The following is a 25,169-nucleotide window of genomic DNA, read 5'->3' as shown; positions in this document are numbered from 1 at the left end:
TTAAGTCCCTGTTGTCGGCAACCCGCAAAGTCGGTTGCAGAAAGGCGGAACCGGTGCGACCTTCGGGCCAGCGGCATTCTTTCGATCGGGGGATACGGTCTGCCGCCCGGGGGCTCGGTACATGAAACGCACAATTCTGGCATCTCTGTCCTTCTGCATCCTGCTCGCCGGTGCGGGCCAGTCGATGGCGGACAGTTTTGGGGCCATCGCCTATTCGCCGCGCACCGGCGCGCTCGGCTGGTCCTACGATCACACGAGCCGCCGGAACGCCGAGCGAGCCGCGCAGTCCAATTGCGACGCCAGCGACTGCCGGGTCGCAATCTGGTTCGACCAGGCCTGCGGCGCTGTCGCCAGGGGTCCCGATGGCTGGGGTTCCGGCTGGGGTTACAGCCGCCGCGAAGCGGAAAACCAGGCGATCGGCTCCTGCCGACAGAACAGCCACGGCTGCCAGGTCATCCGCTGGCAATGTTCTGGCGCCCGGTAGCCACTCAAAGACGCCAGGCTGAACGGATGACGATGGCGAGCCTATCCCCGACCTTGACCGGATGGCGGCTGAACGCGCGCAGTGTCTGCCCATCCGGCAGGGCAAGGCGCAGCGCATAGCGCTCCCCTTCGAACAGGACCGAAAGGACGGTCACAGCGGCTCCTTCGGCAGCGATCTCGACATCCTGCGGGCGCACGAGAATATCGGTGCGCGGTCCCTCTTGGCGGTTGCCCAGAATCCCTTGCACGACCGGCCAGTCGAGAAGCCGCTTGTCACCGATCGGTGACGGAAGCGACAGGATCGCCCCCTGCCCCACGAGGCCGCCGACCAGCCGGCCCTCCGGCCGCGCATAGATCTCCTCCGGCGTCGCCACCTGCAGCAGCTTGCCCTCGGACATCACCGCGACGTCGGTCGCCAGCGCCATCGCCTCCGCCTGGTCGTGGGTGACATAGATCATCGTCGCGCCCGACCGGGCGTGAAACTCCCGGAACGTTTCCTCCATCTCCTGGCGCAGATGCCGGTCGAGATTGGCGAGCGGCTCATCGAGCAGCACGACGTCAGGTTCGGTGACGAGGCAGCGGGCGAGCGCCACGCGCTGCCGCTGGCCGCCGGAAAGATCCGCCGGGCGGCGGTCCGCATGGGTTTCGAGATGCACGGCGGCGAGCGCTTCCCTGACCTTGCGCTCCCGCTTCTCGCCAGAAATGCCGCGCACCTTCAACGGGTAGCCGACATTTTCCGCCACGCTCATATGCGGCCAGAGCGCATAGGACTGGAAGACCATCGCCATGTTGCGATGTTCCGGGCCCACCATCTCGCTCGCATCCGCAAGCACCCGCTCGCCGAGCAGGATCGAGCCGTCGCTCGGCTGTTCGAAGCCGGCGATCATCCGGAGCACCGTCGTCTTGCCGCATCCCGAGGGCCCGAGCAGCGCCAGGAAGCCGCCTTCGCGCACGGTCAGGGACACGTCGTTGACGGCCGCCCGCCCACCCAGGTCGAACGTCTTGGAAAGACGGTTGAGGATCAGCTTCGCCACGGGACCACACCTTTCGGCAGCCGTTTCGCCATCAATTCCAGCGCCACCATCATCGCGATCACCATGATGACCACGAGGACGGACAATGCCGCTGCGATGTTGAAGCTGCCGCTGTCATCGAGATTGTAGATCAGCACGCCAAGCGTCTGCGTGCCTGCCGACCAGAGGAGTGCCGAAACCGTCAGTTCGTTGCAGGCGATCAGGAACACGAGGATCACCGAAGCGCCGGCAGCCGGCGCAACCAGTGGCACGAGAATATCGGCCAACCGGCGCGTAAAACCCGCGCCCGAAAGCCGAGCCGCCTCCTCCAGCGAAGGATCGAGCTGGCGGAAGGCGCTGACCACCGGTTTCAGGCTGACCGCGAAGAAGCTCGAGAAATAGGCGATCAGGATGATCCAGATCGTCCCGTAGATCGAAATGCCGATCACCGGAATGGGTGCGGCGAACAGCAGGATGAAGGCAACCGCCAGCACGATGCCCGGCAGCGCATAGGGGATTTCCGCCAGCGCCGAGATGACGCCCACGAAGCGGCTCTTGCTGCGCACCAGGAAATAGCCGGTCAGCACCGTCACCACCAGGAGACCGAAGGCGGTGGCAAGCGACAGCGAGAGGGAATTGGTGAACGCGATGCGCGTCGCCGCCTGGCGCACGAGAATTTCCTCATAGGCCTTGATGGTGACGGTCGCGGGGCTGAGCGGCACGCCATAGGCCGGCGCCAGGGAGCTTGCGACGAGCGCGATCAGCGGCATGGCGAGGATCAGGAAGATCGTCAGCCACAAAAGCAGTTCGGCAAGCCAGCGCCAGGCGCCGAGCCGGAAGACGGCGACCTGCCCCGACAGGCCGATGACGCGATAGTCGCGGCCGCGCAGCACCCGTGCCTCGACCATCAGCCCGATGACCGACAGGATGGCGATCAACCCGGACAGGACCGAGATATCCGCGAATGTGCGGGGACCGAAAGCCGCAAATTTCGAATAGATGAGGGTCGGCAGCGTATAGATCCCGGCGGGAATCCCGAGGATCGCCGGAATGCCGAAATTGCCGACGCAGGAGACGAAGGCGATTGCCGCACCCGCCGCAAAACCGGGCAGTGACAAGGGCAGGATGACGTCCTTCAGGACCTGAAAGGACGATGCGCCGGAAAGCCTCGCCGCCTCGACCGCGTCGCGCGGCAGCGCAAGAAGTCCGGCCCGGAGCGACAGGTAGACGAGCGCCGCATTCTGCACGCCATAGAGCAGCGCGATGCCACCGATCGAATAGAGCGGCTGCGGCGAGCCGAGCGGCGGGGCAAGCCCGATCGCCTTCAGGAGCGCGCTCGACGGCCCGGTCATGCCGATCCAGGACAGCGCCGTCACCTGCGGCGGGATCATCGTCGGCAGCATGAACAGGAAACCGAGGAGAGCCTTGCCGCGGATGTCGAACAATGTCAGCAGCAGCGCAAAGCCGCCGCCCAGGAGGACGGCCGCGATCATGCCGAAGAAGGAGGTCGACAGCGTGTCATAGACCGACCGCCACAAGCCGGGGTCGGACAGAAGTTCACTTGCCCCGCCCCGGAAGGCGGACATGATTCCGGTTGCGGCAAGCCGGCCGAGCGGCAGCACGCTCAGGCAGAAGATCACCGTTACAACAAAGGGAAACAGCCAGCGTGGCTGGCTGTTTCCCCGATTCTGAGGCCGCGTCATGAGGCGCTTATATCAGCCTTTGATGCCGAAGATATCCGCGAAGCCCTTGACGTCCTTCTCGGAGTTCTTGAGCGCATCGGCGGCATTGATCGGCAGAAGTTTGATCGTCTCGCGGGCCGGGAAGCCGGGCGGTACGGCCATGCCGTTGCGGGCCGGGATATAGCCGAGCTTCAGGAAGCCTTCCTGGCCCTTCTGGGAAAGGACGTAGTCGATGAACTTCTTGGCATTGTCGGCGTGCTTGGTGGAGGCAAGGATCGCGGCCGGCTCGGTCACGGCAGACACGCCCTCCTTCGGGAAGACGAACTCGACGGGAGCGCCCTTCGCCTTTTCGCGGATCGGCAGGTAGTCGACGACGAAACCGTAGGCCTTCTCGCCCGAAGCGACGGACTTCAGGATCGCGCCGTTGCCGCCGGCCGCAATCGCGCCGTTCGCCTTGAGGTTCTTGTAGTAGTCCCAGCCAAGGCCGGGAACGCCGGCGAGCGTCTGTGCGTGGATGAGCGCTGCACCCGAAGCGAGCGGGCTCGGCATGGTGACGAGGCCCTTTGCTTCCGGCTTGGCAAGGTCGGCCCAGCTGGTCGGCTTCATGGCGGCCTGGGTGTTGTAGATGATGCCGGTGGTGATCAGCTTGGTCGAATAGTAGAAGCCGTCGGCGTCATAGAGCGCCTTGTCGTAATTGGCCGCTTCCGGCGACTTGTAGGCCATCAGTTGCCCGGCCTGCTTCATGCGCTCGAGCGTCACCGTGTCGGCGATCAGGAGAACGTCGGCCGCCGGATTGCCGGCCTGGATCTCGGCATTGAGCTTGGCCATGATCTGCGGCGTCCCGTCACGCACCCACTGCACGTCGAGGCCCGGATTGGCAGCCTTGAACCCATCGACGGTCGCCTGGGCGTCCTCGTTCGGCTGGCTGGTATAGAGCACGAGATCGGCGGCCTCAGCGGCGCCGGCAATCATGCCGAAGGCCACGAGGGCGGTGAAAGCGGAAAGAAGGTTATTCATCGGAGCATCCCTGTTCGAACATAAGCTGCGGACGATAAGCATTCCTGCTTGACAGCCATGTGACAGGCAGGCGGGCAAGGCCGATCTTGCGGCGTGTTTTAACAGCGGCAAACAAAATTCGAAGACTAAATTTACTGTGCTCGGATCATTCCGGCACAACGACTGCGCAAAACCCGCCTCTTCAATTGTTTCGCAACCTAATCCTGCCATCCCCTGCACCAGGGTATAGTTCGGGGACACAAGATGAAAAAACGGGAAAACTTGGGTGCGCGACTGCGCTATGGGTTCGACAAGAGCATGGCGGGCGGCGCGGTCGCGCTGATCGGCTGGCTGGCGTTGATATCGCTGATCGTGATCATGATCGCGGGTGCGATCCTTGCGGTCACCGGGATTGCGCCGGAAGGCGGCGAGTCGCTCGGCTTCATCGAAGGCACATGGGAATCGCTGATGCGAACCTTCGACGCCGGAACCATGGGCGCCGACCAAGGCTGGAGTTTCCGCATCATCATGCTGCTGGTCACGCTCGCCGGCATCTTCGTCTTCTCGGCATTGATCGGCGTCATCTCGTCCGGCCTCGAGGAAAAGCTCGACGAGCTGCGCAAGGGCCGCTCGCGGGTGCTCGAAACCGAACATACGATCATCCTCAACTGGTCGCCCTCGATCTTCGACGTCATCTCGGAACTCGTCATCGCCAACCAGAGCCGCCGCAATCCCCGCATCGTCATTATGGCGAACAAGGACAAGGTGGAGATGGAAGACGAGATCGCCACCAAGGTCGTCGATCGCAAGAACACCAAGATCATCTGCCGCAGCGGCGATCCGACCGATCTCTACGATCTCGGCATCGTCAACCCGCAGACATCCCGTTCTATCATCGTCCTCTCCCCGGAAGGCGAGGACGCGGACCCGCAGGTGATCAAGACCGTGCTGGCACTGGTCAACGATCCGAACCGCCGGGCGGAGAAATACATGATCGCCGCGGAAATCCGCAACGCCGACAATGCCGAGGTGGCAAGGATCGTCGGCGGCGGCGAGATGCAGCTCGTGCTCGCCGACGACCTGATCGCCCGCATCGTTGTTCACACCAGCCGCCAGGCCGGCCTGAGTGCGGTCTATTCCGAACTGCTCGATTTCGACGGCTGCGAGATCTACACGCTCGAACAGCCCGATCTCGTCGGAAAATCCTTCGGCAATGCCGTCCTCGCCTACGAGAACAGCACGCTGATCGGCCTCTGTGACAAGGAAGGCTCCATACACCTCAACCCCAACCCGAACCAAGTGATCGTCGCCAGCGACCGCGCGGTCATCATCGCCGAAGACGATGGTGCGATCAAAACCTGGTCCGGTGAGATGGGCATCGACAAGAACGCCATCAAGGCGATCGTCAAGCGCGGCAAAACCGCAGAACGCACCCTGATCCTCGGCTGGAACCGCCGCGGACCGATCATCGCCACCGAGCTTGCCCGCTACGTGGCGCCTGGCTCGCGGCTGACGATTGCTGCCGACACGCCGGAATTCGAAGGTGAAATCGCATCGCTCGACCTCGACAAGGCTCTGCTCGCCGTCGAACACCGGGTGATCGACACCAGCAGCCGCTCCGCACTGGACGCACTCGACATCCCCTCCTACGACCACGTCCTGGTTCTCGGCTACAGCGACAGCATGATGGCGCAATCGGCCGACACCCGCACGCTGATCACCCTGCTGCAACTCCGCAAGATCGGCGAGACGGCCGGAAAGCATATCAGCGTCGTCAGCGAGATGATCGACGTACGTAACCGCGAGCTTGCGGAAGTCACCCGCGCCGAGGATTTCGTCGTCAGCAACAAGCTGGTCAGCCTGATGCTTGCCCAGGCCTCCGAAAACGAATCGATGGCGGCGATTTTCGACGAGCTTCTGGATGAGGCCGGTTCCGAAATCTACATGCGGCCGATGGGCGACTATGTCGACATCTCGAAGCCGGTGAACTTCTTCACCGTGGCGCTCGCAGCCCTTCGCCGTGGCGAAATCGCCATCGGCCACCGCCGCCAGCGCCCGGGCGATGCCGATGCCAGAAACCTCGGCGGCGTCGTCGTCAATCCGCCCCGCACCGAAATGACCACCTATGCCGATGGCGACATGCTTATCGTCCTGGCCGCCGACTGACGGACAGCCGAACAAGCAGGTCCGGCAAACAAAAAGCCTGCCGTTCTGGGGCAGGCTTTTTTATGCTCGAACGTTTCGACGGATCAGGCAGCGGCCTTGATCGCGCTGGAGATCAGGCGACCGAGCCGCTTGATGCCCTCGTCGATCATCGCCTCGTCGGCGCAGGAGAAGCTCATGCGCAGCGTATTGGCATTGCTGCCGTCCGCATAGAACGCCTTGCCCGGAACGAAGGCGACCTTTTCCGTGGCGATCGATTTTGCCAGCAGTTCGGCGCCGTCCATGCCCTCAGGCAGGGTCACCCACACGAACATGCCGCCTTCCGGGCGCGTCCAGGTGGCGGTCTTCGGCATGTATTTGTCGAGTGCCGCCAGCATCGCATCGCGGCGCTTGCTGTAGACGGCCTTGATCTTGGCGACCTGGGCGTCGAAGCCGCGCGAGGCGACATGTTCGATGGCGATCTGGTTGATCGTCGAGGAATGCAGGTCGGCGGCCTGTTTCATCAGCACCAGTTTGCGGATGACCGGCATCGCCGCGACCACGAAGCCGACGCGCAGGCCGGGCGCCAGAGTCTTCGAGAAGCTGCCGCTGTAGATCGTGCGGGTGTTCTCGATGCCGCCCTTGCGGGCGATGTCGAGCGCCATGATCGGCGGAATGGCCTCACCGTCATACCGAAGATGCTGATAGGCGGCGTCCTCGAGGATTGCGATATCGAGCTCGTCGGCAAGTGCCAGCAGCTTTTCGCGGCCGGCCAGGTCAACCGTCTCGCCGGTCGGATTGGAGAAATCCGCAGACAGATAGGCAAACTTGACGCTGCCGCCGGTCTTGGCCGCAGTGTCGCGGTAAGCCTCCGGCGTGCGATTGCCGTTCAGCGAAAGCTGGTCGTAATTCGGTTCATAAGCATTGAAGGCCGAAAGCGCGCCGAGATAGGTCGGCCAGGTGACCAGGGCCGTATCCTTCGGCGACAGGAACAGCTTGCCGAGATAATCAAGCGCCTGTTGCGAACCCGAGGTGATGAAGACGTTGTCGGGCGTGCAGTCGACGCCGATCTTGGCGACGTCGCGGGCGATCCACTCGCGCAGCGGCTTGTAACCCTCGCTTACGGAATATTGCAGCGCCGCGTTCACCTGTGCGCCGGAAAAAATATCCGAATAGGCTTCCTTGAACGCCACATCAGGAAACAGCGCCGGATCCGGAATGCCGCCGGCGAAGGAGATGATATCGGGCTGGTCGAGCAGCTTCAGCAGTTCACGGATTTCAGACGCGCGCATGCGGCTGGAGCGCGTCGCGAAGATATGTTCCCAATCAAGCACGGGATGTTTCCTCTTATTTCAATTTTCTTTGTCCGATTTTACACAAACACCGATAGGTCAGCAAGACTGACCTATCGGGTTACGGCCAATTTTTTTGACCTTTGATTTTGCCTGCAACGACGCTATCTTACGCATGATCTATCGATCCAAAGAAGGTAAGATCATGGCGACAGCAACCTTATCCTCGAAATTCCAGATTTCCATACCCAAGGAAATCCGCGAAAAGCATAATTGGCAAGCTGGGCAGCAATTTGCTTTCATCCCGCAAGGCAAAGGGGTCATTCTCGTGCCGGTGCCGACCCGCGAGGAACTTTACGGCATGGCCCAAGGCGCCGACACCTCGAATTACCGTGACAGGAACGATCGATACTGATGGCTCGCGTCATCGACAGTTCGGCGTGGATCGAGTGGCTTTCCAAGACCGCTACCGGCATTCAGATGAACGCCCAGATTCCTCAGATTTCCGACTGCATAGTGCCGACAATCGTGCAGTTGGAGGTCTTCAAATGGCTGGAGCGGGAGCGCAACACGAGCGAGGCCCAAGGCTTCCTGGCCTATACGACATTCGGGCAAGTCTTCGTCCTGGATACGAATATAGCCAAGGAAGCGGCAAGGTTGTCAGTCGAATTCAAGCTGTCGACAGCCGATGCGATCATTTATGCGACCGCCCGTCTTAGCGATTCAGACCTTCTGACCTGCGACAAGCATTTTGAAGACCTGCCGCATGTCATCTACGTGCAGAAGCCGGGGGCGGAACGTTAGCTCCACCCCCGAACCTGAAAAGCTTAGTTGACGCTCTTGTCGACCAGCTTGTTCTTGCCGATCCAGGGCATCATGCCGCGCAGCTTGGCGCCGACTTCCTCGATCTGGTGGCTGTCGTTCATGCGGCGGATGCCCTTGAAGCGCGAACCGCCTGCACGGTATTCCTGCATCCAGTCCGAAGTGAACTTGCCGGTCTGAATGTCCTTGAGGACACGCTTCATCTCGGCCTTGGTTTCTTCGGTGATGATGCGCGGACCGGTGACGTATTCGCCCCACTCGGCCGTGTTGGAGATCGAATAGTTCATGTTGGCGATGCCGCCTTCATAGATCAGGTCGACGATCAGCTTCACTTCGTGCAGGCATTCGAAATAGGCCATTTCCGGCGCGTAACCGGCTTCGGTCAGGGTTTCGAAACCGGCGCGGATCAGCTCCACGAGACCGCCGCAGAGAACGACCTGTTCGCCGAAGAGATCGGTTTCGCATTCTTCGCGGAAATTGGTTTCGATGATGCCCGAACGGCCGCCGCCGACGCCGCAGGCGTAGGAGAGCGCCAGTTCAAGCGCGTTGCCCGAAGCGTTCTGGTGAACGGCAACGAGGCAGGGAACGCCGCCGCCCTTCTGGTATTCGCCGCGAACCGTATGGCCCGGGCCCTTCGGCGCGATCATGACCACGTCGACCGAGGTCTTCGGCTCGATGAGACCAAAATGGATGTTGAGGCCGTGTGCGAAGGCGATTGCAGCGCCGTCGCGGATGTTGCCGGCGATTTCGGCCTTGTAGATGTCGGCCTGCAGTTCGTCCGGGGTCGCCATCATCATCAGGTCGGCCCACTTGGCGGCTTCGGCAACGGTCATCACCTTGAAGCCGTCGGCTTCGGCCTTCTTGATGGTTCCGGAACCGGCCTTGAGCGCGATCACGACGTTCTTGGCGCCCGAGTCCTTGAGGTTCAGCGCATGCGCACGACCCTGGCTACCGTAGCCGATGATCGCGACGTTCTTCGCCTTGATGAGGTTGATATCGGCATCCCGATCATAATAAACGCGCATCGTTTTTCCCTTCCCTATGCGTGAGGTTTGTTGATGATTTTCATCGTCCAGCGGAGACGCCGAGCGCGTCCGCCGATTGTTTTTGCGTGCCATGCAGAGACAGAAAGGCTGCGACAGCCTTCTCCGCCTGGCGCACATTGTCCTTGAGGCCGAGCTCGCCGAGCAGCATGCGGACATGCAGGTCGGAAACGATCAGGCCGTAAAGCGTGTGATAGGCGGCATCCGCGTTGTCGAAACGCAGGAGCCCGGCCCTTTTTCCCTGGTCGATCAGCGCCATGGCACGGCGGTCGATCTGCCGGCGGCCGTGTTCGAGCAAGAGCTTGCCGAGCTTCGAGCCCTCGCGGTTCGCCTGGCCGATCGCCAGCCGGTTGAGCGCCAGCGAGACGTCGCCGGCCAGAACTTCCAGCAGATCGCGTGCAAAAAGTTCGAGATGATCGCGCAGGAGATCAGCGGTCAGCCGCTCGCCCGAACGCTCGAAGGTGCGCACCTTGCTCGCCTGATGGGCGATCATCGCCGCCAGAAGGCCTTCGCGGTCACCGAACCACTTATAGAGGCTTTCCTTGGAGCAATTGGCGGCGCGCGCCAGACCGGACGTCGTCAGTGCCTTCTCGCCGCCTTCCACGAGCAGCCGAAGCGCCTGTTCCAGAACGGCGTTCTGGCGCGGCGAAAATTCGGGCATGTCGGTGGCGTCGGCTCTCACGATCAAATCCTCTATCGTACCGTACGGTACGGTTCTGCTCGTATAAAGCATCGGATATGGGCGTCAAGTCTATTTTTACGGCAACTTTTCCTTCAGTGAAAGCGGATATGGTAGCTGCCGTCTCGTCGAGGGAAACAATCATGACCCGAATATCCGGCGCTCTTGCCGCCTTCGCTCTCCTCCTCCTTCCGGCTCTGGCACAGGCGGCCGAAAACCGCTGCGGCTGGATCCAGAACCCCACCCCTGGCAACTGGTGGCTGGATGATGCCGAGGATACCTGGACGATCCGCACCCAGGGAAGCGAGGACGGACCGGAAGGCATGGATCTCATCACCGATATTTCCGAACGTGATTATGTCCGCACGAACGGCAGCTACGGTTACGCCTGCGCCTGCATGAAGGTCGATACGGACGACGACGGGCAGATCACCAGGATCTATTCGTTCAAGCAGCTCAAGCTCGCCCAGTGCCGCAACGACAAGGCGCTGAAATTCCCCGGCTGATCGTCAGGTCTGCTTATTCCGCAGCGGCAAGGATCGCATCCACGTCACGCAGCGGTGACACGCCGTAGAGCCGGCTGTATTCGCGGCTGAACTGCGACGGGCTCTGATAGCCGACCCGGTGGCCGGCGCTGCCGACATCGAGTCCTTCCAGCAGCATCAGCCGCCGCGCCTCGTGCAGGCGCAGCTTCTTCTGGAACTGCACCGGCGTCATCGCCGTCACCGACTTGAAATGGTGGTGCAGCGAAGACGGGCTCATGCCCACATGGTCGGCCAGGTCTTCGATCCGCAGCGTGCGGTGGAAATTGGCGCGCAGCCAGGCGACGGCGCGGGCGATCCGGTTGCTGCGGCTTTCGGATGTGGCGATATGCAGGAGCCGCGCGCCATCCGGCCCGGAGAGGACGCGGTAAAGAATCTCCTGCTCGATCAGCGGCGCCATGGCGGCAATATCCGCCGGCCGATCCAGGAGGCGAAGCAGCCTTGTCGCGGCATCGAGCAGTTCTGGCGGCGCGACATTGGAAACGATGCCGCGCATGGCATCGGTATCGGAACCCGGCCGCGGAACGTCGACCCGTTCCAGGAGGGCGGAAAGCCGGTCCGGATCGATGGCGAGAACGAAGCACAGATGTGGCACGTCAGGGCTTGCGACCGTAACGCGCGATGTCACCGGCAGTTCGATCGAGGTGAGAAGATAATCGCCGACGCCGTAGTCGATCACCTCGTCGCCGAGCTTGACGCTCTTGGTGCCCTGCAGAACCAGGCCGATACAGGGCCGATAATCCATGTAGAGCGGCGCGGTCGGGATCGACCGCCGGCTGAGCACGAGATTTCCGATGACCGTGAACACTTCCCCATCCTTCTGAACGTGGCGAGCGGCAATCGAAGCCGCCTCGCGATAGGGATTGAAGGGCAATGTCATGGAGCCTCCGGGGTGAGCAAGTGAGTGCTTTTCCTATGCCGACTTGCCCCTGAAACCAACAGGCGGGCCATCACTTTTGCAGGATCGTGCAAAAAGCTCGCAGGATCGCTCTAACGCTGTTGTAAGGCCCGGGAGCATAGTCCGCCCGTCCAATTCCCTCCCAACCCAACAGATGAATGGAGCTCCCATGGCTATTGCAAAAGGCTATGCCGCTACCGACGCGTCGAAACCGTTGACGCCGTTTACCTTCGAGCGCCGCGAACCGAATGACGACGACGTCGTCATCGCCGTGCAGTATTGCGGCGTCTGCCACTCGGACATCCACCAGGCCCGCAACGAATGGGGCAATTCGCGCTTCCCGATGGTGCCCGGCCATGAAGTGGCCGGCGTCGTTTCGGCCGTCGGCTCTGGCGTCACCAAGTTCAAGGTCGGCGACCGCGTCGGCGTCGGCTGCTTCGTGAATTCCTGCGTCGGCTGCGCCACCCGCGATCTCGATTACGAACATTTCCTGCCGGGCCTCATCCAGACCTATAACGACGTCGAGGCAGACGGTACGACGCCGACCTATGGCGGTTATTCGGATCAGATCGTCGTCAAGGAAGGTTACGTCCTGTCCTTCCCGGACAATATTCCGCTCGACGCCGGCGCCCCGCTGCTCTGCGCCGGTATCACGCTCTACTCGCCGCTGCGCCACTGGAAGGCCGGCCCCGGCAAGAAGGTCGCGATCGTCGGCATGGGCGGGCTCGGCCATATGGGCGTCAAGCTCGGTGCGGCCATGGGCGCCGATATCACCGTGCTCAGCCAGACGCTGTCGAAAAAAGAAGACGGCCTGAGGCTCGGCGCCAAGGATTATTATGCCACCAGCGACGCCGAGACCTTCACCAAGCTCGCCGGCACGTTCGACCTGATCATCTGCACGGTCGGCACGACGATCGACTGGAACGCGTATCTCGGCCTCCTGAAGTTCGACGGCTCGATGGTGCTGGTCGGTGTCCCGGAACATGCGGTCCCGGTGCATGCCTTCTCGGTCATCGGCGGCCGCAAGAGCCTTTCGGGCTCGATGATCGGCTCGATCAAGGAAACCCAGGAAATGCTGGATTTCTGCGGCGAGCACGGCATCACGTCCGAAATCGAGAAGATCAACATTCAGGATATCAACGAAGCCTACGAACGCGTCATCAAGAGCGACGTGCGCTACCGCTTCGTCATCGACATCGCCTCGCTGGCGGCCTGATCGGAAGAACGGAAGGGCGGCTCACGGGCCGCCCCGACACCACGCGGGTTACCAGCCGTCAGCCCCGCAACGTGACGGAGGTGGCCGAACCCACAGACGAAGCACGCTGCACCAGTTCGTCGACAAGATCGGCCACGGCAAGCGGATCGGCGGCATCGACAATTCTAAGGCCGTGTTCCTGGGCCGCCTTGTGCATTTCCGAGTTGTCGCGGAGCGAACGCTCGATAAACTTGTCGATCACGCCGCGTTCGGCCTCCCCGGCCTGTAGATATCCCGCCTCAGCCCGCATTCTCTCCGCCAGGACATCTGCATCGGCATGGAGGCAAAGCCCGACGACGGTGTTGGAAATGACAGGCGCGATGAATTCCGGCCGTAGCGCCGATCCTTCCAGCACGAACGGCCTTTGAGCCCGGATCTCGTCTTCGATCATCCGCTTGAGGCCCGGCCACATGTTTTCGTGATGCACCTTCAGAAACCAGTAGATCGTCTCCGGCGAGAGGCGCGAATAATACTCGGCCACCGGCGGCCGGACATTTGGCCACGGCCGGCCCGGATGCCGCGCGAGGCCGTCGGTCGATATCATGTTCAAGCCGAGTGCTTCCATCAGACGTTTCGCCAGCGTGGTCTTGCCGACATGCGAGCTTCCGGCGATCAATATGCCCGAAAGGCCTTGCTCCATAGCCGTCTCCTTCAGGCTTGGCGTCCGGGCACGTTCAGGCCAGTTCGCTCTCGTCGTATTTCACCCGGGCGGCCTTGACCGACGGATGATTGGCTTCCGCCCATTGCAGCACCTTGGAAAGCGGCTCGAAGAGCGAGCGACCGAGCTCCGTCATCCGGTATTCGACGCTCGGCGGCTTGGTCGGAAACACCTCGCGTTCGATATAACCGTCGCGCTGCAGGTCGCGCAAAGTCTGGGTCAGCATCCGCTGGGAGATATCCGGCACCAGCCGGCGAAGCTCGCCGAAGCGATAGGGCTGGCGCGCCAAGGCCTCGAGAAGCAGCGTCGACCATTTGCCGGCGATCCGGTCGAGGACGTCCCGGACCGGGCAATTGCCCATGTCCCAGCCGGAGGTCTCGCATTCCTGGCCGTCCAGCATCGGCTTGCGATTGGCATTCAGGACCATGACGGTGGTTCCCTTGAAGTAACGATCTCCCTCGAAACTGCCTCCTTTACAGATCGAAGTCAATTCCTATTCTAGCGCTAGTCTCTTTTTGAGACCAACAATAATCGCCGCGCCGACAAGCCGGCCATTGCAAGGAAAGAAGACCTCATGACCAAACTTCTCGTCACCGGCGCCGCCGGCCATCTGGGCCGCGCAGTCCTGCATCACCTGGTGGAGACATCCAAGGTCGCACCGGCCGATATCATCGCGGCCAGCCGCGATCCGAACAAACTCGCCGACCTCACCGCCAGCGGTTTCGAAACCCGCAAGGCCGATTTCGACGACGAAGCCGGACTCGTAAAAGCCTTTACGGGAGTCGACCGCGTGCTGATCATTTCCACCGACGAACTGGCCACACCCGGCAAGCGTATCACGCAGCATAGGAACGCCGTTTCGGCCGCGGCAAAGGCCGGCGTCAAGCACGTCGTCTATACGTCCATGCCGAACCCGGACAATTCACTTGTCACCTTCGCGCCGGACCACCTCGGCACCGAAGAGGCGATCAAGGCGAGCGGCGTCCCCTACACGATCCTGCGCAATTCCTGGTACCACGACAATTATCTGATGGGCATGCCGCACAATCTTCAGGTCGGCAAATGGTACACGTCCGTGGGTACGGGCAGGATCACCACGATCAGCCGCGACGACTGCGCTCGTGCCGCAGCCGCAGCCCTTGCCAATCCGCCGGCCGGAAGCCGCACCTTCACCCTCACCGGCCCGGAATCCCTGACGGCCGCAGAAATCGCTACCCGCGCCTCCGCCGCGACCAACAAGCCGCTTGAGGTCGTTGACGTCACCGACGAACAGCTCACCCATGGCCTCACCGGCGCCGGACTGCCCGCCTTCGTCGTTACCATGCTGGTCTCGGCGGATGCCAATATCCGCGCCGGCAATTTCGAACAGTTGACGAGCGACTACGAGACGCTGACCGGCCAGAAGCCGCAGACGCTCGCGGCCTATTTCGAGACGCAGAAGGCAGCGCTCGCCGCCTAAGAATCTTGTGGATTGCAAATCTCCAAATTTCACGATAATGAGATGGAGTTACTAAATTCCATCTCGTTTGGAGAAAAAATGCGCAGTATTGGCTTGATTGGTGGGATGAGTTTCGAAAGCACTTCGGTCTACTATCGGCTGATCAACGAGATGGTGCGCGACCGCCTTGGCGGCCTTGTCTCCGCCGATCTCCTGCTCCATTCGGTCAATTTCGCCGAAGTCGTCGACATGCAGAAGGCCGGCCGCTGGGATCTGGCGGCCGAGCACCTCTCGAACAGCGCTCGCGGACTGAAGGCAGCCGGCGCGGAATGCGTGCTGATCTGCACCAACACCATGCATCTCGTGGCGCCGCAGGTGCAGGCCGCGATCGACATTCCCCTCATCCATATCATCGACGAGACCGCCAAGGCGTTGAAAACGCAAGGCCTGAAGCGCCCTCTCCTGCTCGCCACCCGCTATACGATGGAGCATGGCTTCTATACCGATCACATGAAGGCGCTGGGCATCGACGTCATGACGCCGGATGCCGACGACCGCACCGACATCCACAACATCATCTTCAACGAACTCTGCGCCGGCACGGTAAACGATGCCTCCCGCCTGCGCGCCATCGCCATGATCGAAAAGGCGAAGGCTGAAGGCGCAGACAGCATCATTCTCGGCTGCACGGAAATCTGCCTTCTGCTCGATCCGGCCGGCTTGCCCCTGCCCGGCATCGATTCCACCACCATCCACGCCACGGCAGCAGTCGATTTCGCCCTCGGCCAGTCGGCAGCAAAGCAGGTTGCAGCATAAATTTATTTGACTCAGTCCAATAAATATATGACGGAGTCTCCGTAAAGGAGATTCTGCCGATGACCGATCCTGCCGTTCTCGACGCTGTCCGCGCCTTCAACCGTTTCTACACCAACAAGCTCGGCATTCTCGCCAAGGGCTATCTCGACACCGACTACACGCTGACCGAGGCGCGCATCCTCTATGAGATGGGCGCCCGCAAACGGGTTTCGGCGACCGAGCTCAACCGCGATCTCGGCCTCGACCCCGCCTATCTCAGCCGGCTCCTCAAGAAATTCCGCGAGGCGGGCTTCATCGACAGCGAGCCGGATCCCGACGACAAACGCAGCCAGATCCTCGTTGTCACCGGGAAAGGACATGCAGAATACGAAACGCTCGGCGAACGCTCCCGCCAACAGATCGCCAGCGATCTCAGGGAAGTCGATGCGCTCGGCCACGAAAGGCTGATCGGTTCGATGCAGGCGATCCGCACCATTCTCGACCCGCAATCGGCCCCGCCCGCCCCGCCGGTCGTCATCCGCCCGCACCGGACCGGCGACATGGGCTGGCTGATCGAAGCCCAGGCGGTCGCCTACACGCGCGAATACGGCTGGAACGACAAGTTCGAGGGCCTCGTCGCGGAAGTTGCCGGCAAGTTCATCGCCAACTTCAACCCCGAGCGAGAGCGCTGCTGGATCGCCGAGCGTGGGGGAAAGCGGGTCGGCTCGGTGGTCGTGGCGGATGGCGGCGGCGATACCGCCAAGCTGCGCCTCCTCTACCTCGATCCGGCAGCCCGAGGTCTAGGCCTTGGCCGGACGCTGGTCGAACAATGCATCAAATTCTCGACGCTCGCCGGCTACAAAAAGCTGTCGCTCTGGACCAATGATTGCCTGAGCGCGGCGATCCGCATCTATGAGACGGCCGGCTTCAAGCTCGTCGCGGAGGAAAGGCACAACCTGTTCGGACCGGAATGCGTCGGCCAGACCTGGGAGCTCGCGCTCTGCGAAGCAAAGCTTTCCTCGGGCTAGACCGTCTGGCCGCAGGCCCGGCGGAAGCGGCGTACCGTCTCCGCCATGCCGTATTCCAGCGCATCCGCCGTCAGGCCATGGCCGATCGAGACTTCTGCCATCTTCGGAATGCGCTTCACCAGTGCCGGCAGGTTGGCGACCGTCAAGTCGTGGCCGCCATTGACGCCGAGTCCTTCGGCGAGTGCCGCATCAGCCGTCTGCCCCAGTTTTTCGAGGATCTCGGCGGCGCGCTCCGGATTGTCGAAACAGCCGCCATAGGGCCCGGTATAGAGTTCGATACGGTCGGCACCCGTCGCCTTGGCAAGCTTCACCGTCTCGACATCGCCATCACCATCGGCAAACAGCGACACGCGCATACCGCCCTTCTTGAGGCGCGCCACGATCGGCTTCAGCATTTCGCCGGTGGCCCGGAAATCGAAACCATGGTCGGAGGTCGCCTGAGCGGGATCGTCCGGGACCAACGTCACCTGCTCCGGCTGGGTCGCCTCGCACAACGCCAGGAAATCCTCGCTCGGATAGCCTTCGATGTTGAACTCGGCATCCGGGAATTCGTCGTCGATCAAGGCCCTGATCACCGGCAGGTCGGTAAAGCGGATATGGCGCTGGTCGGGGCGCGGATGCACCGTGAGGCCGGCCGCTCCTGCCTGAAGCGCGATGCGCCCAAGCCCTTCGACGCTCGGCCAGGGAAGATCGCGGCGGTTGCGCAACATGGCGATGGCATTGATGTTCACGGAAAGCTTGGTCGGCATGGCAATACCCAGTCTTTGAAAAGTCGACCTGCTTTTAGGCCATGCGCCTTCACAAGGCCACCAGGTTTAGGAAAATGCACCTATAAAGAGTTTTGATGGACGAGAATTCACGAGGCAACCGGGGCTACCATTTCCTAAAGTTTTAGCTAATCTATATGTAACAGAGTTCGCCGGGCAGGCCAAAAGGCGGCGGAATACGGTTTGAACAGCGAATTCTGCCATCCAATTCAATCGGGTCCGCATTTTCAGTACCGAGGCTCCATCTTTAGATTTGACAGAGAAATTACAATCTAAAGATGCATATCTGACCACGACGCCAGACGTAGGCGCAAGGGGACTCGATGCGAAGCGACGCCATACCGGCAATGACCGAAAATTCGCCCCTGGCAGGAGCGGCCCATTATTGCCCTCCTCTTCCCCAGGTTTCCCTCCCCTTTGAAATGCCCGGCCAGCCGGTGGCGATCGCCGAGATGGCAGATCTCTTCGGCGTCACCCATCGCACGCTTCACTTCTACGAGGAAAAGGGCCTGATCACCGCCCGCCGCTCCGGCAGCATGCGGGTCTACGATCGGGTGCAGATCCATCGCATGGCGGTCATCAATGCCTGCCGCGAAATCGGCATTCCGGTTGCTGTCATCCAGGAACTGATGGAAGAGCTTTCCGGCGCAACGTCGGAGACGGAAGCCAACGAGATGTTCCACAACATGCTGGCGCGGCGCAAGCGCGAGCTCACAGCCGACATTTCCAACATCCGCCGGCAGATGCAGCAGATCGAAAGCCTGCTGGTCGCCGAGGATGAAGGCCCGGCGCTCGTTAGCCCGAAACCCATGTCGCTGGTGCTGAGCGACATCGAGAAACAGTGCCTGGGACTGATGGCCGAGGGTTATTCGGCGCCAAGGCTTGCCCGCGCCCTCAATCTCGATTTCGAGGAGCTGCGCCGGATGGAGGATGGCATCATTCAGAAATTCCAGGCCACCAACCGCTTTCAGGCGGTCGCCAAGGCAATGCTGCTCGGTTTCGTGCCGAATTGATCGGCCGACGAGCTTTCAGCGGACGCTAAACTCCTATCGAACGATGGTCAGCGTCTCGGCCGCACGGGTGATCGCGGTATAAAGCCAGCGCTCCCGGCTGTCGCGAAACGCCCAGCTTTCATCGAACAGCACGACATTGTTCCACTGCGAACCCTGCGCTTTGTGCACGGTTAGCGCATAGCCGTAATCGAATTCGTCATAGCGCTTGCGGGTCGACCAGGGGATTTCGCCTTCCTGCTCTTCGAACGCCTGTTTCAGAAGCTTGATCTTGGCCGCGCCGCGATCCATGTCGTCGTCTTCCGGCCGGATCATCAGGTTGATGCCGGGCTTCACCGTCTCGCGCGACGAACTCATCACCTGCCAGAGCGAACCGTTGAGCAGGCCCTTGGCCGGGTCGTTGCGCAGGCAGACCAGCTTGTCGCCGGATTGCGGATAGTCGGCGGTAAAACCTTTCAGCTCCCGGAGCCGCTGATTGTAGCGCTTGCGGGTCTTGTTGGTGCCGACCAGAACCTGGTCCGCCTCCATCACCAGCGGCTGGGTCACCTCGTTGCGGGAAATCACCTTGGCGGTACCGTAGTCGCCATACATGATCTCCTTGCCCTCGCGCACGTTCATGGCGAGCTGGATGATCGGGTTGTCGCGGGCCTGGCGGTGGATATCCGTCAGCAGGTAATCCGGCTCCTGTTCGGTGAAGAACCCGCCGCCGGTCACCGGCGGCAGCTGGCCGGGATCGCCGAGCACCAGGATCGGCGTGCCGAAACTCATCAGGTCCTTGCCGAGCGCCTCGTCCACCATCGAACATTCGTCGATGATGATCAACGCTGCCTTGGCGACCGGGCTCTGGCGGTTGATCGAGAACATCGGCGCGATCGACGTCTTGCCGGCATCGTCCTCGACCGCCTCCTCGCCGCGCGGCCGGTAGATCAGCGAATGAATGGTTTTTGCATTGCGCGCCCCGCGCGAGCGAAGCACCTGCGCCGCCTTGCCGGTGAAGGCAGCAAACAGCACGTCGCCATCGACATTTTCGGCGAAATGTTTGGCAAGCGTCGTCTTGCCGGTGCCCGCATAGCCGAACAGCCGGAAGACCTGGCTGCGGCCCTCTTTCAGCCATTGTGAAACGGCCTTGAGGGCCTCGTCCTGTTGCGGTGCAAATTGCATGGCGGGACTTGGCAGGATTCTGCGGCCAAGCGCAACCGAAAAAGAACGAAAGATGAATCAAAGGCCGGGATGAAGGCTGCTCTCCCTCTTCCTAAGGACCGCCGAGACCTTCCCGCTCGCATATCCGCCCGGCGGGAATTGCCGCTGTTCAGTTTTCATCATCGCTCCCTATGATCGCTGTATGAAAATCCTGATTCTCGGCGCAAACGGCTTTATCGGCTCGGCGATCCTGCAAAGGCTCGCTGCCGACGGCCATCAGATAACCGGCCTCGGGCGAAATCCGGACAGAGCCCGCTTGAAATGGCCGTCGGCCAGATGGGTCAAAGCCGATCTCTCGCAACTCTCCGCCACCGCCTGGCGTGCTCTGATTGAGGATCAGGATGTCGTCGTCAATTGCGCCGGCGCCCTTCAGGACGGTCTTTCCGATGATCTTGCAGCCACCCAGGAAAAGGCCATGCTGGCGCTCTACCAGGCGGCACAGGCGCTGGGCGGCAGGCGCATCGTGCAGATCTCCGCCCGCACCGATGGCGCAGCGGCCGACCTGCCCTTCCTCGCCACCAAACGCCGTGCCGACGAGGCGCTAGCGGCAAGCGGCCTGCCCTTTGTCATCCTGCGGCCGGCGCTGGTTATCGGCCTCAATGCCCATGGCGGCACGGCGCTTCTGCGGTCACTCGCAAGCTTTCCCGGCCTGCTGCCGCTCATCCACGCCGAAAGCCCGGTCGAAACAGTCTCGCTCGACGACGTCGCGACCGCCGTTTCCCTTACGGTCGATGGCACTATCCCCGCCGGTAGCGATCTCGATCTCGCCGCCGAACCGCCCCTGACGCTGTCGGACCTCGTGCAGCAGCATCGCGCCTGGCTCGGCTTGCCCACCGCCCGCACCGTCGCTCTGCCGGCGCCATTCGCCAAGCCCGTTGCCTGGGCCGCCGATCTCGCCGGCCGGCTCGGCTGGCACTCGCCGCTTCGCTCGACCGCGATGACGGTGATGTCGGAAGGCGTCAGGAGCACAAGGCCGAAACCGCCCGGCCTCGTCCTCGCAGACGCAACGCAGACGCTCGCCGCCCATCCGAGCGGCGTCCAGGACCTCTGGTTCGCGCGGCTCTATCTCCTGAAACCCGTGGTCATCCTCACGCTGTCGCTGTTCTGGCTGCTGTCCGGCCTGATCCCATTGCTCGATGTGGGGGCCGCGGCCGCCCATTTCCCACCTGCCATGCCGGTCTCCTTCGCCTTGGCGATGACGGTCGCGACCTGCCTCCTCGATATCCTGCTCGGATCCGCCGTCCTCATCCGTCCCCATGCCCGCAGGGCGATGCTCGGGATGATCGTCACCAGTCTCGCCTATCTGGCCGGCGGCACGCTCCTGGAACCACAGCTCTGGCTCGATCCGCTTGGGGTCTTCGTGAAGGTTCTGCCGTCGATCGCCCTCAACCTCGCTTCCCTCGCCATTCTGGACGAACGCTGATGGATGCCGAAAGCCTGCTGCGGCTCATCCATGTCATCGGCGCCACCGTGCTGCTGGGAACCGGCGCCGGCATCGCCTTTTTCATGGTCGTCGCCCGGCGGACGGAAGATCCGAAACTGATCGCCCATACCGCCAGCACGGTCGTTCTTGCCGATACCGTCTTCACCGCCACCGCCGTTTTCCTGCAGCCGATCACCGGCTACCTGCTGGCGAGAAGCATCGGCTGGTCGCTGACGGATGGCTGGATTGCCCTGTCGCTCGTTCTCTACGTGGTGACAGGACTGTTCTGGCTGCCGGTCGTGTGGATCCAGATACGGCTGCGCGATATTGCCCGCACCGCCCATGACAACTCCATGCCGCTGCCGCCCGAATGGTTCCGGCTCTACCGGATCTGGTTCGCCTGCGGTTTTCCGGCCTTCTTCGCCGTCATCGCGATTTTTTGGCTGATGTTGACCAAGCCGGATATCCCGTTGTTCTGACGCCAGAATAGTTTCCCATGAGGCAAAACACTTCACTGAAGAGATAAATATCATCATTTTGAAAAATCTTTGCGGAGCGAGGGAATAAATCCGGCCCTGCCGGTGTCTTGACTGTTGGTGACCCGATGCAGGCCGCCATCAACCCAGGGAGACGATCCATGAAGACCTTCATTCTCGTGCCTTTCGCGCTCGCAGCGCTGACCTCGGTCGCTTTTGCCGCCGGCCCGTTCAAGACCGTCAAGACCTCCACCAAGGGCGACGTCCTTGTCGGTGAAAAGGGCATGACGCTCTACACCTTCAAGAACGACAAGCCTGGCACGTCCAACTGCTACGACAAGTGCGCCACGAACTGGCCGCCGGTCATGGCCGCTTCCGATGCGAAGGCCGATGGTGCATACTCCATCGTGACCCGCAAGGACGGGGCCAAGCAGTGGGCGAAGGATGGCATGCCGCTCTATTACTGGGTCAAGGACACCAAGGAAGGCGACACCACCGGTGACGGCGTGAACGGCGTGTGGGATGTCGCAAAGCCCTGATCAACCCACGTCCGGAACGGCGCGTGAGGCACAGGCCCCCGCGCCGCTTTCCTTCGAGGCACAGATCCTCGCGCTCCTGCCCACCCTCAGGCGCTATTCGCGCAGCCTGACGCGCTCGGACACGGAGAGCGAGGACCTGCTGCAGGATTGCGTCGAAAAGGCGCTGCTGAGCCGTGCCCAATGGCGCGGTTCGAATTTCAAGTCCTGGACTTACAGGATCATGACCAATCTTCATCTGAACGCGCGCCGGTCGGTCGCGCGGCGTCCCTCCGTCGGCATCGAGGAGGCCGAGACCGTGGCTGCAAGCACGAGCGCCGACGATCCCCTGGAAAAGAACCGCCTCGTCCAGGCGCTGGAGACGCTGCCGAAGGAGGCGCGCGCGGTGCTGATGCTGGTGGTCGTCGAAGGTTACGCCTATCAGGAAGTCGCCGACATGCTGGACATTCCGGTCGGCACGGTGATGTCGCGCCTGTCGCGGGCGCGCCAGGCCTTGCGGGAGAAAATGCGGGAGGAAAACGTCATACAATTGCGGAGACCACGATGACCGAAGCCAGATCCGTATCCGAAGCGGAACTGCACGCCTATGCCGATGGCTTCCTCGACGAGGCCGATCGCGCCCGCGTGCAAGATTTTCTGGCCGAGAACCCGGAAGCCGCGCAGATGGTGGCCGACTGGCAGGAGCAGAACGACGCGCTGCGCGCCGCCTTCGCCGGCCACGAAAGATCGAAGCCCTCCGACATCCGGCTCCTGTCCGGCGGCGTTGCACGCGACAGCACCCGGTCGTCGCGCCGCTACGCGTTCGCTGCAGCCGCGGTGCTGATCTTCGCAGCCGGCGCGCTCGGCGGCCACTACGGCCCGCTTCTGTTCCAGCGTCCGGATATCCAGCTCGCCTATGCGGAAATTCTGCCGCGCGAAGCCCGTACTGCCTTCCTGGTCTACGCGAGCGAAGTGCGCCATCCGGTGGAAGTGTTCGCCAACGAGGAGACGCATCTCGCCACCTGGCTCGGCAAGCGCTTGTCGATCGCCAATCTCAAGGTACCCAACCTGCAAGGACAAGGCTTCAAGCTGGTCGGCGGCCGCCTCCTGCCGGTCGGCGGCAAGCCGGGCGCCATGTTCATGTACGAGGACCAGACGGGCCAGCGCCTGACGGTGCTCGTCGGCCGCAACAAGGAGAACCGCACGACAAGCTTCCGCTTCGCCTCTGTCAACACTGTCGAGACCTTCTACTGGATCGACGGCGAACTCGGCTATGCGGTCACCGGCGAAATCTCCCGCGACATGCTGCGCCGGATCGCCGAAGAGTGCTACCGGCAGTTTCCGAGCTAGATCTCTAGCTCAGCGGATCGTTGGCCAACTCGATGGGCTTGCCATGCGGCGTCGCCTCGGCGGCCCGCTGCCAGCTCTGCTGCAGCTTGAGGATCGTCTCGCTGTCCGCCACGCCTTTGCCGACGAGCAGGCTGGAGAGTGCCGCGACCCAGCAATCGAAATAGTCGCTGCCATCCTCGGCCCGGCCGGGCTTGTGTACCTCGCCCGAAAGCGCCTCGGCCCATTCGCTCCAGGTGAACAGTCCGCGCTCGTGCAGATGCACGGTCATCGCGAAGGCTTCCGCCGCCCAGGGCTCCGGAAATACCGGATCACCCTCCGGTGACTTCGGCAATCCCGGTGACTGCACCAATGCCGAGGGGGGCTCACACGCGCTCAAGATAGATCTCCCAGGCATCGATCGAGACGGTCAACGTCGGATCCGCACCCTCGCCCCAGATCTCACGCCCGTCGAACACGACGGTATAGACCCATTGCGGGTTCTCGCCCTTGCCGTGCGCATTGTCGTCCGGAAACACAAAGGAGCCTTGCACGGCCTCGACGACACCGGTCTTGGCGCGGGCATAACGCGGCAGCCGCGTATGGGTCTCCGGGTTGAAGTTGCGCGTCCGCACCCGGTCGCCCGGTTGGAACCGCGGTTCGCTCTCGACCGGTCGGTCGCAGGGGCCGCCTTTGGCAAGCACGCCTGCCACCATGTCCGCCTTCAGGATGCGCTTCGGTGTGGCCGGTTCCATCTGCTTGTGGCCCGCATCGACTTCCGCCTTGGTCGCGAAACCATGGCGTTCCAGCAGCACTTCCAGCGCCCGTGTCCAGATCTCGTAATAGCTGGCGCCCAGATACTCCGCCGGGGGGATATTCTCTCGCGCATGCCGGCTTTCGTCGATCGTCCATGCGCCAAAGGCACCGCTCGACAGTGTCAGCCCCAGCGCCCGCTTTTCCCATTCCGCATGGAAATAGGGCTCATCCTTTTCCGGCGCCACCGGCCCGAAACCCATCTGCCCGCCGAGATCGTGCGGCCCGTTCATGGTTTAACTCCGGCGACTGCCGTGCCGATCATCGCATCACGGCTGACGAGGTCGGCAAGCGCTTCCTCGCCCAAGCCGTCCGTGCCCTCCGGCCGTTCGGGGATCACCAGATAGCGCAGTTCCGCGGTCGAATCCCAGACACGGATCTTTTTGGTCTCCGGCGGGGTCAGCCCGAATTCCGACAGCACGCCGCGCGGATCGATGACAGCGCGAGAGCGATAGGCCGGCGCCTTGTACCAGACCGGCGGCAGGCCGAGCACCGCCCAGGGGTAACAGGAGCAGAGCGTGCAGACGACGAGATTATGGGTGTCGGGCGTATTGAACACCGCCCGCATATGCTCGCCCTGCCGGCCCGTGTAACCGAGGCTCGCGATCGCTGCCGTCGCATCCGTCTTCAGCCATTCGGCAAAGCCGGCATCGCTCCAGGCCCTGGCGACCACCCGGGCGCCATTGCGCGGGCCGATCTTCGTCTCATATGTCTCGACGATCGCATCGATCGCTTTCGGATCGATCAATCCCTTTTCCGCCAGCACCGTTTCCAGCGCTTTCACCCGCGCCTGCATGTCGCTGTAGCGATTGTCGTGGTGGTGATGATCATGGTCGTGATCGTGGTGATGATGATCGTCGTGCATGTCTGTGC

Annotated in this window: 29 protein-coding genes; 15 read left to right on the top strand and 14 right to left on the bottom strand. The window is 62.2% G+C overall.

Going from position 1 to position 25,169, the window contains the following annotated elements; genetic code table 11:
* Positions 1-121: 121 nt before the first annotated feature.
* Complete coding sequence (locus PMI07_RS26490; RefSeq protein ID WP_024164181.1) at positions 122-484, top strand: DUF4189 domain-containing protein; 363 nt, start codon at positions 122-124, stop codon at positions 482-484.
* Positions 485-488: 4 nt separating this feature from the next.
* On the opposite strand, the gene PMI07_RS26485 is transcribed toward PMI07_RS26490, so the two are convergent.
* From PMI07_RS26485 to PMI07_RS26475, 3 genes are read right to left on the bottom strand one after another with little or no spacing between them, the layout of a single operon-like run.
* The gene (locus PMI07_RS26485) at positions 489-1,517 is read right to left on the bottom strand and encodes an ABC transporter ATP-binding protein (protein WP_007757468.1); all 1,029 of its coding nucleotides are present in this window, start codon (positions 1,515-1,517) and stop codon (positions 489-491) included.
* Positions 1,505-3,199, bottom strand: coding sequence for an iron ABC transporter permease (locus tag PMI07_RS26480; protein WP_007757466.1), 1,695 nt, complete (start codon positions 3,197-3,199; stop codon positions 1,505-1,507). The genes PMI07_RS26485 and PMI07_RS26480 overlap by 13 nt, the downstream gene beginning before the upstream one ends.
* Positions 3,200-3,211: 12 nt before the next feature.
* Positions 3,212-4,195, bottom strand: a complete 984-nt coding sequence (locus PMI07_RS26475; RefSeq protein ID WP_007757465.1) for an ABC transporter substrate-binding protein — start codon at positions 4,193-4,195, stop codon at positions 3,212-3,214.
* Positions 4,196-4,438: 243 nt separating this feature from the next.
* Between PMI07_RS26475 and PMI07_RS26470 the strand changes: the two genes are divergently transcribed.
* On the top strand, positions 4,439-6,340 hold the full coding sequence (locus PMI07_RS26470) for a hypothetical protein (protein ID WP_024164180.1): 1,902 nt from the start codon (positions 4,439-4,441) through the stop codon (positions 6,338-6,340).
* A gap of 83 nt (positions 6,341-6,423) precedes the next feature.
* Here the strand turns inward: PMI07_RS26470 and PMI07_RS26465 are convergent, their stop codons facing one another.
* Positions 6,424-7,650, bottom strand: a complete 1,227-nt coding sequence (locus tag PMI07_RS26465) for a PLP-dependent aminotransferase family protein (RefSeq protein WP_007761854.1) — start codon at positions 7,648-7,650, stop codon at positions 6,424-6,426.
* 163 nt (positions 7,651-7,813) lie between these two features.
* Here PMI07_RS26465 and PMI07_RS26460 point away from each other — a divergent pair, with 163 nt between their 5' ends.
* Positions 7,814-8,023, top strand: a complete 210-nt coding sequence (locus PMI07_RS26460) for an AbrB/MazE/SpoVT family DNA-binding domain-containing protein (RefSeq protein ID WP_007761853.1) — start codon at positions 7,814-7,816, stop codon at positions 8,021-8,023.
* A complete protein-coding gene (locus PMI07_RS26455) occupies positions 8,023-8,412 on the top strand; it encodes a type II toxin-antitoxin system VapC family toxin (RefSeq protein WP_007761852.1) in 390 nt (129 codons plus the stop codon). The genes PMI07_RS26460 and PMI07_RS26455 overlap by 1 nt, the downstream gene beginning before the upstream one ends.
* Positions 8,413-8,435: 23 nt before the next feature.
* On the opposite strand, the gene ilvC is transcribed toward PMI07_RS26455, so the two are convergent.
* Complete coding sequence (gene ilvC, locus PMI07_RS26450) at positions 8,436-9,455, bottom strand: ketol-acid reductoisomerase (protein WP_007761851.1); 1,020 nt, start codon at positions 9,453-9,455, stop codon at positions 8,436-8,438.
* A 40-nt stretch (positions 9,456-9,495) separates the two neighbouring features.
* On the bottom strand, positions 9,496-10,134 hold the full coding sequence (locus tag PMI07_RS26445) for a TetR/AcrR family transcriptional regulator (protein WP_037088472.1): 639 nt from the start codon (positions 10,132-10,134) through the stop codon (positions 9,496-9,498).
* A gap of 161 nt (positions 10,135-10,295) precedes the next feature.
* Here PMI07_RS26445 and PMI07_RS26440 point away from each other — a divergent pair, with 161 nt between their 5' ends.
* Positions 10,296-10,658 (top strand): DUF4087 domain-containing protein, encoded by a 363-nt coding sequence (locus PMI07_RS26440; protein ID WP_007761849.1) that lies wholly within the window; start codon positions 10,296-10,298, stop codon positions 10,656-10,658.
* Positions 10,659-10,671: 13 nt separating this feature from the next.
* Here PMI07_RS26440 and PMI07_RS26435 read toward each other — a convergent pair whose 3' ends face one another.
* Positions 10,672-11,574 (bottom strand): AraC family transcriptional regulator, encoded by a 903-nt coding sequence (locus tag PMI07_RS26435; protein WP_007761848.1) that lies wholly within the window; start codon positions 11,572-11,574, stop codon positions 10,672-10,674.
* A 187-nt stretch (positions 11,575-11,761) separates the two neighbouring features.
* Here PMI07_RS26435 and PMI07_RS26430 point away from each other — a divergent pair, with 187 nt between their 5' ends.
* Complete coding sequence (locus PMI07_RS26430) at positions 11,762-12,808, top strand: NAD(P)-dependent alcohol dehydrogenase (protein ID WP_007761847.1); 1,047 nt, start codon at positions 11,762-11,764, stop codon at positions 12,806-12,808.
* Positions 12,809-12,866: 58 nt separating this feature from the next.
* Here PMI07_RS26430 and PMI07_RS26425 read toward each other — a convergent pair whose 3' ends face one another.
* Both PMI07_RS26425 and PMI07_RS26420 read right to left on the bottom strand, forming a co-directional pair.
* Positions 12,867-13,487 carry an AAA family ATPase gene (locus PMI07_RS26425; protein WP_007761845.1) on the bottom strand — a complete coding sequence of 207 codons (621 nt, stop codon included), beginning with the start codon at positions 13,485-13,487 and terminating at the stop codon, positions 12,867-12,869.
* Positions 13,488-13,521: 34 nt separating this feature from the next.
* Positions 13,522-13,905, bottom strand: a complete 384-nt coding sequence (locus tag PMI07_RS26420) for a helix-turn-helix domain-containing protein (RefSeq protein ID WP_245277243.1) — start codon at positions 13,903-13,905, stop codon at positions 13,522-13,524.
* Between the two features lie 174 nt (positions 13,906-14,079).
* Here PMI07_RS26420 and PMI07_RS26415 point away from each other — a divergent pair, with 174 nt between their 5' ends.
* From PMI07_RS26415 to PMI07_RS26405, 3 genes are all read left to right on the top strand, one after another.
* Positions 14,080-14,964 carry an SDR family oxidoreductase gene (locus tag PMI07_RS26415; protein ID WP_024164179.1) on the top strand — a complete coding sequence of 295 codons (885 nt, stop codon included), beginning with the start codon at positions 14,080-14,082 and terminating at the stop codon, positions 14,962-14,964.
* A 78-nt stretch (positions 14,965-15,042) separates the two neighbouring features.
* Positions 15,043-15,759 (top strand): aspartate/glutamate racemase family protein, encoded by a 717-nt coding sequence (locus PMI07_RS26410; RefSeq protein ID WP_007763342.1) that lies wholly within the window; start codon positions 15,043-15,045, stop codon positions 15,757-15,759.
* Positions 15,760-15,818: 59 nt separating this feature from the next.
* A complete protein-coding gene (locus PMI07_RS26405) occupies positions 15,819-16,766 on the top strand; it encodes a helix-turn-helix domain-containing GNAT family N-acetyltransferase (protein ID WP_007763340.1) in 948 nt (315 codons plus the stop codon).
* Here the strand turns inward: PMI07_RS26405 and PMI07_RS26400 are convergent.
* Entirely contained in the window at positions 16,763-17,515 is a 753-nt protein-coding gene (locus tag PMI07_RS26400; RefSeq protein ID WP_007763337.1) for a pyridoxine 5'-phosphate synthase, read from the bottom strand. The genes PMI07_RS26405 and PMI07_RS26400 overlap by 4 nt on opposite strands.
* 341 nt (positions 17,516-17,856) lie before the next feature.
* On the opposite strand from PMI07_RS26400, the gene PMI07_RS26395 reads away from it, so the two are divergent.
* On the top strand, positions 17,857-18,546 hold the full coding sequence (locus PMI07_RS26395) for a MerR family transcriptional regulator (protein ID WP_007763335.1): 690 nt from the start codon (positions 17,857-17,859) through the stop codon (positions 18,544-18,546).
* Between the two features lie 33 nt (positions 18,547-18,579).
* On the opposite strand, the gene PMI07_RS26390 is transcribed toward PMI07_RS26395, so the two are convergent.
* The gene (locus PMI07_RS26390) at positions 18,580-19,704 is read right to left on the bottom strand and encodes an ATP-dependent RecD-like DNA helicase (protein ID WP_007763332.1); all 1,125 of its coding nucleotides are present in this window, start codon (positions 19,702-19,704) and stop codon (positions 18,580-18,582) included.
* 181 nt (positions 19,705-19,885) lie between these two features.
* On the opposite strand from PMI07_RS26390, the gene PMI07_RS26385 reads away from it, so the two are divergent.
* The 5 genes from PMI07_RS26385 to PMI07_RS26365 all read left to right on the top strand — a co-directional run bounded on the left by PMI07_RS26385 (position 19,886) and on the right by PMI07_RS26365 (position 23,507).
* On the top strand, positions 19,886-21,166 hold the full coding sequence (locus tag PMI07_RS26385) for an SDR family oxidoreductase (protein ID WP_024164178.1): 1,281 nt from the start codon (positions 19,886-19,888) through the stop codon (positions 21,164-21,166).
* On the top strand, positions 21,166-21,645 hold the full coding sequence (locus tag PMI07_RS26380) for a DUF2269 domain-containing protein (protein ID WP_007768320.1): 480 nt from the start codon (positions 21,166-21,168) through the stop codon (positions 21,643-21,645). The genes PMI07_RS26385 and PMI07_RS26380 overlap by 1 nt, the downstream gene beginning before the upstream one ends.
* 158 nt (positions 21,646-21,803) lie before the next feature.
* Positions 21,804-22,181, top strand: coding sequence for a hypothetical protein (locus PMI07_RS26375; protein ID WP_007768315.1), 378 nt, complete (start codon positions 21,804-21,806; stop codon positions 22,179-22,181).
* The gene (locus PMI07_RS26370; protein WP_007768312.1) at positions 22,165-22,725 is read left to right on the top strand and encodes an RNA polymerase sigma factor; all 561 of its coding nucleotides are present in this window, start codon (positions 22,165-22,167) and stop codon (positions 22,723-22,725) included. The genes PMI07_RS26375 and PMI07_RS26370 overlap by 17 nt, the downstream gene beginning before the upstream one ends.
* On the top strand, positions 22,722-23,507 hold the full coding sequence (locus PMI07_RS26365) for an anti-sigma factor (protein WP_007768309.1): 786 nt from the start codon (positions 22,722-22,724) through the stop codon (positions 23,505-23,507). Before PMI07_RS26370 ends, PMI07_RS26365 begins: the two co-directional genes overlap by 4 nt.
* Positions 23,508-23,511: 4 nt before the next feature.
* On the opposite strand, the gene PMI07_RS26360 is transcribed toward PMI07_RS26365, so the two are convergent.
* From PMI07_RS26360 to nthA, 3 genes are read right to left on the bottom strand one after another with little or no spacing between them, the layout of a single operon-like run.
* The gene (locus PMI07_RS26360; RefSeq protein WP_037088432.1) at positions 23,512-23,883 is read right to left on the bottom strand and encodes a nitrile hydratase accessory protein; all 372 of its coding nucleotides are present in this window, start codon (positions 23,881-23,883) and stop codon (positions 23,512-23,514) included.
* Positions 23,870-24,529: a nitrile hydratase subunit beta gene (gene nthB / locus PMI07_RS26355; RefSeq protein WP_007768303.1), complete on the bottom strand. Its 660-nt coding sequence runs from the start codon at positions 24,527-24,529 to the stop codon at positions 23,870-23,872. The genes PMI07_RS26360 and nthB overlap by 14 nt, the downstream gene beginning before the upstream one ends.
* Positions 24,526-25,161 (bottom strand): nitrile hydratase subunit alpha, encoded by a 636-nt coding sequence (nthA, locus tag PMI07_RS26350; RefSeq protein ID WP_007768302.1) that lies wholly within the window; start codon positions 25,159-25,161, stop codon positions 24,526-24,528. Before nthA ends, nthB begins: the two co-directional genes overlap by 4 nt.
* Positions 25,162-25,169 lie beyond the last annotated feature (8 nt).

It is taken from the genome of Rhizobium sp. CF080 (genome assembly GCF_000282095.2).
In the GTDB taxonomy this organism is placed as follows: domain Bacteria; phylum Pseudomonadota; class Alphaproteobacteria; order Rhizobiales; family Rhizobiaceae; genus Neorhizobium.
The sequence above is the reverse complement of the archived record's forward strand: the minus strand, read 5'-3'. Positions and strand labels throughout refer to the sequence as shown.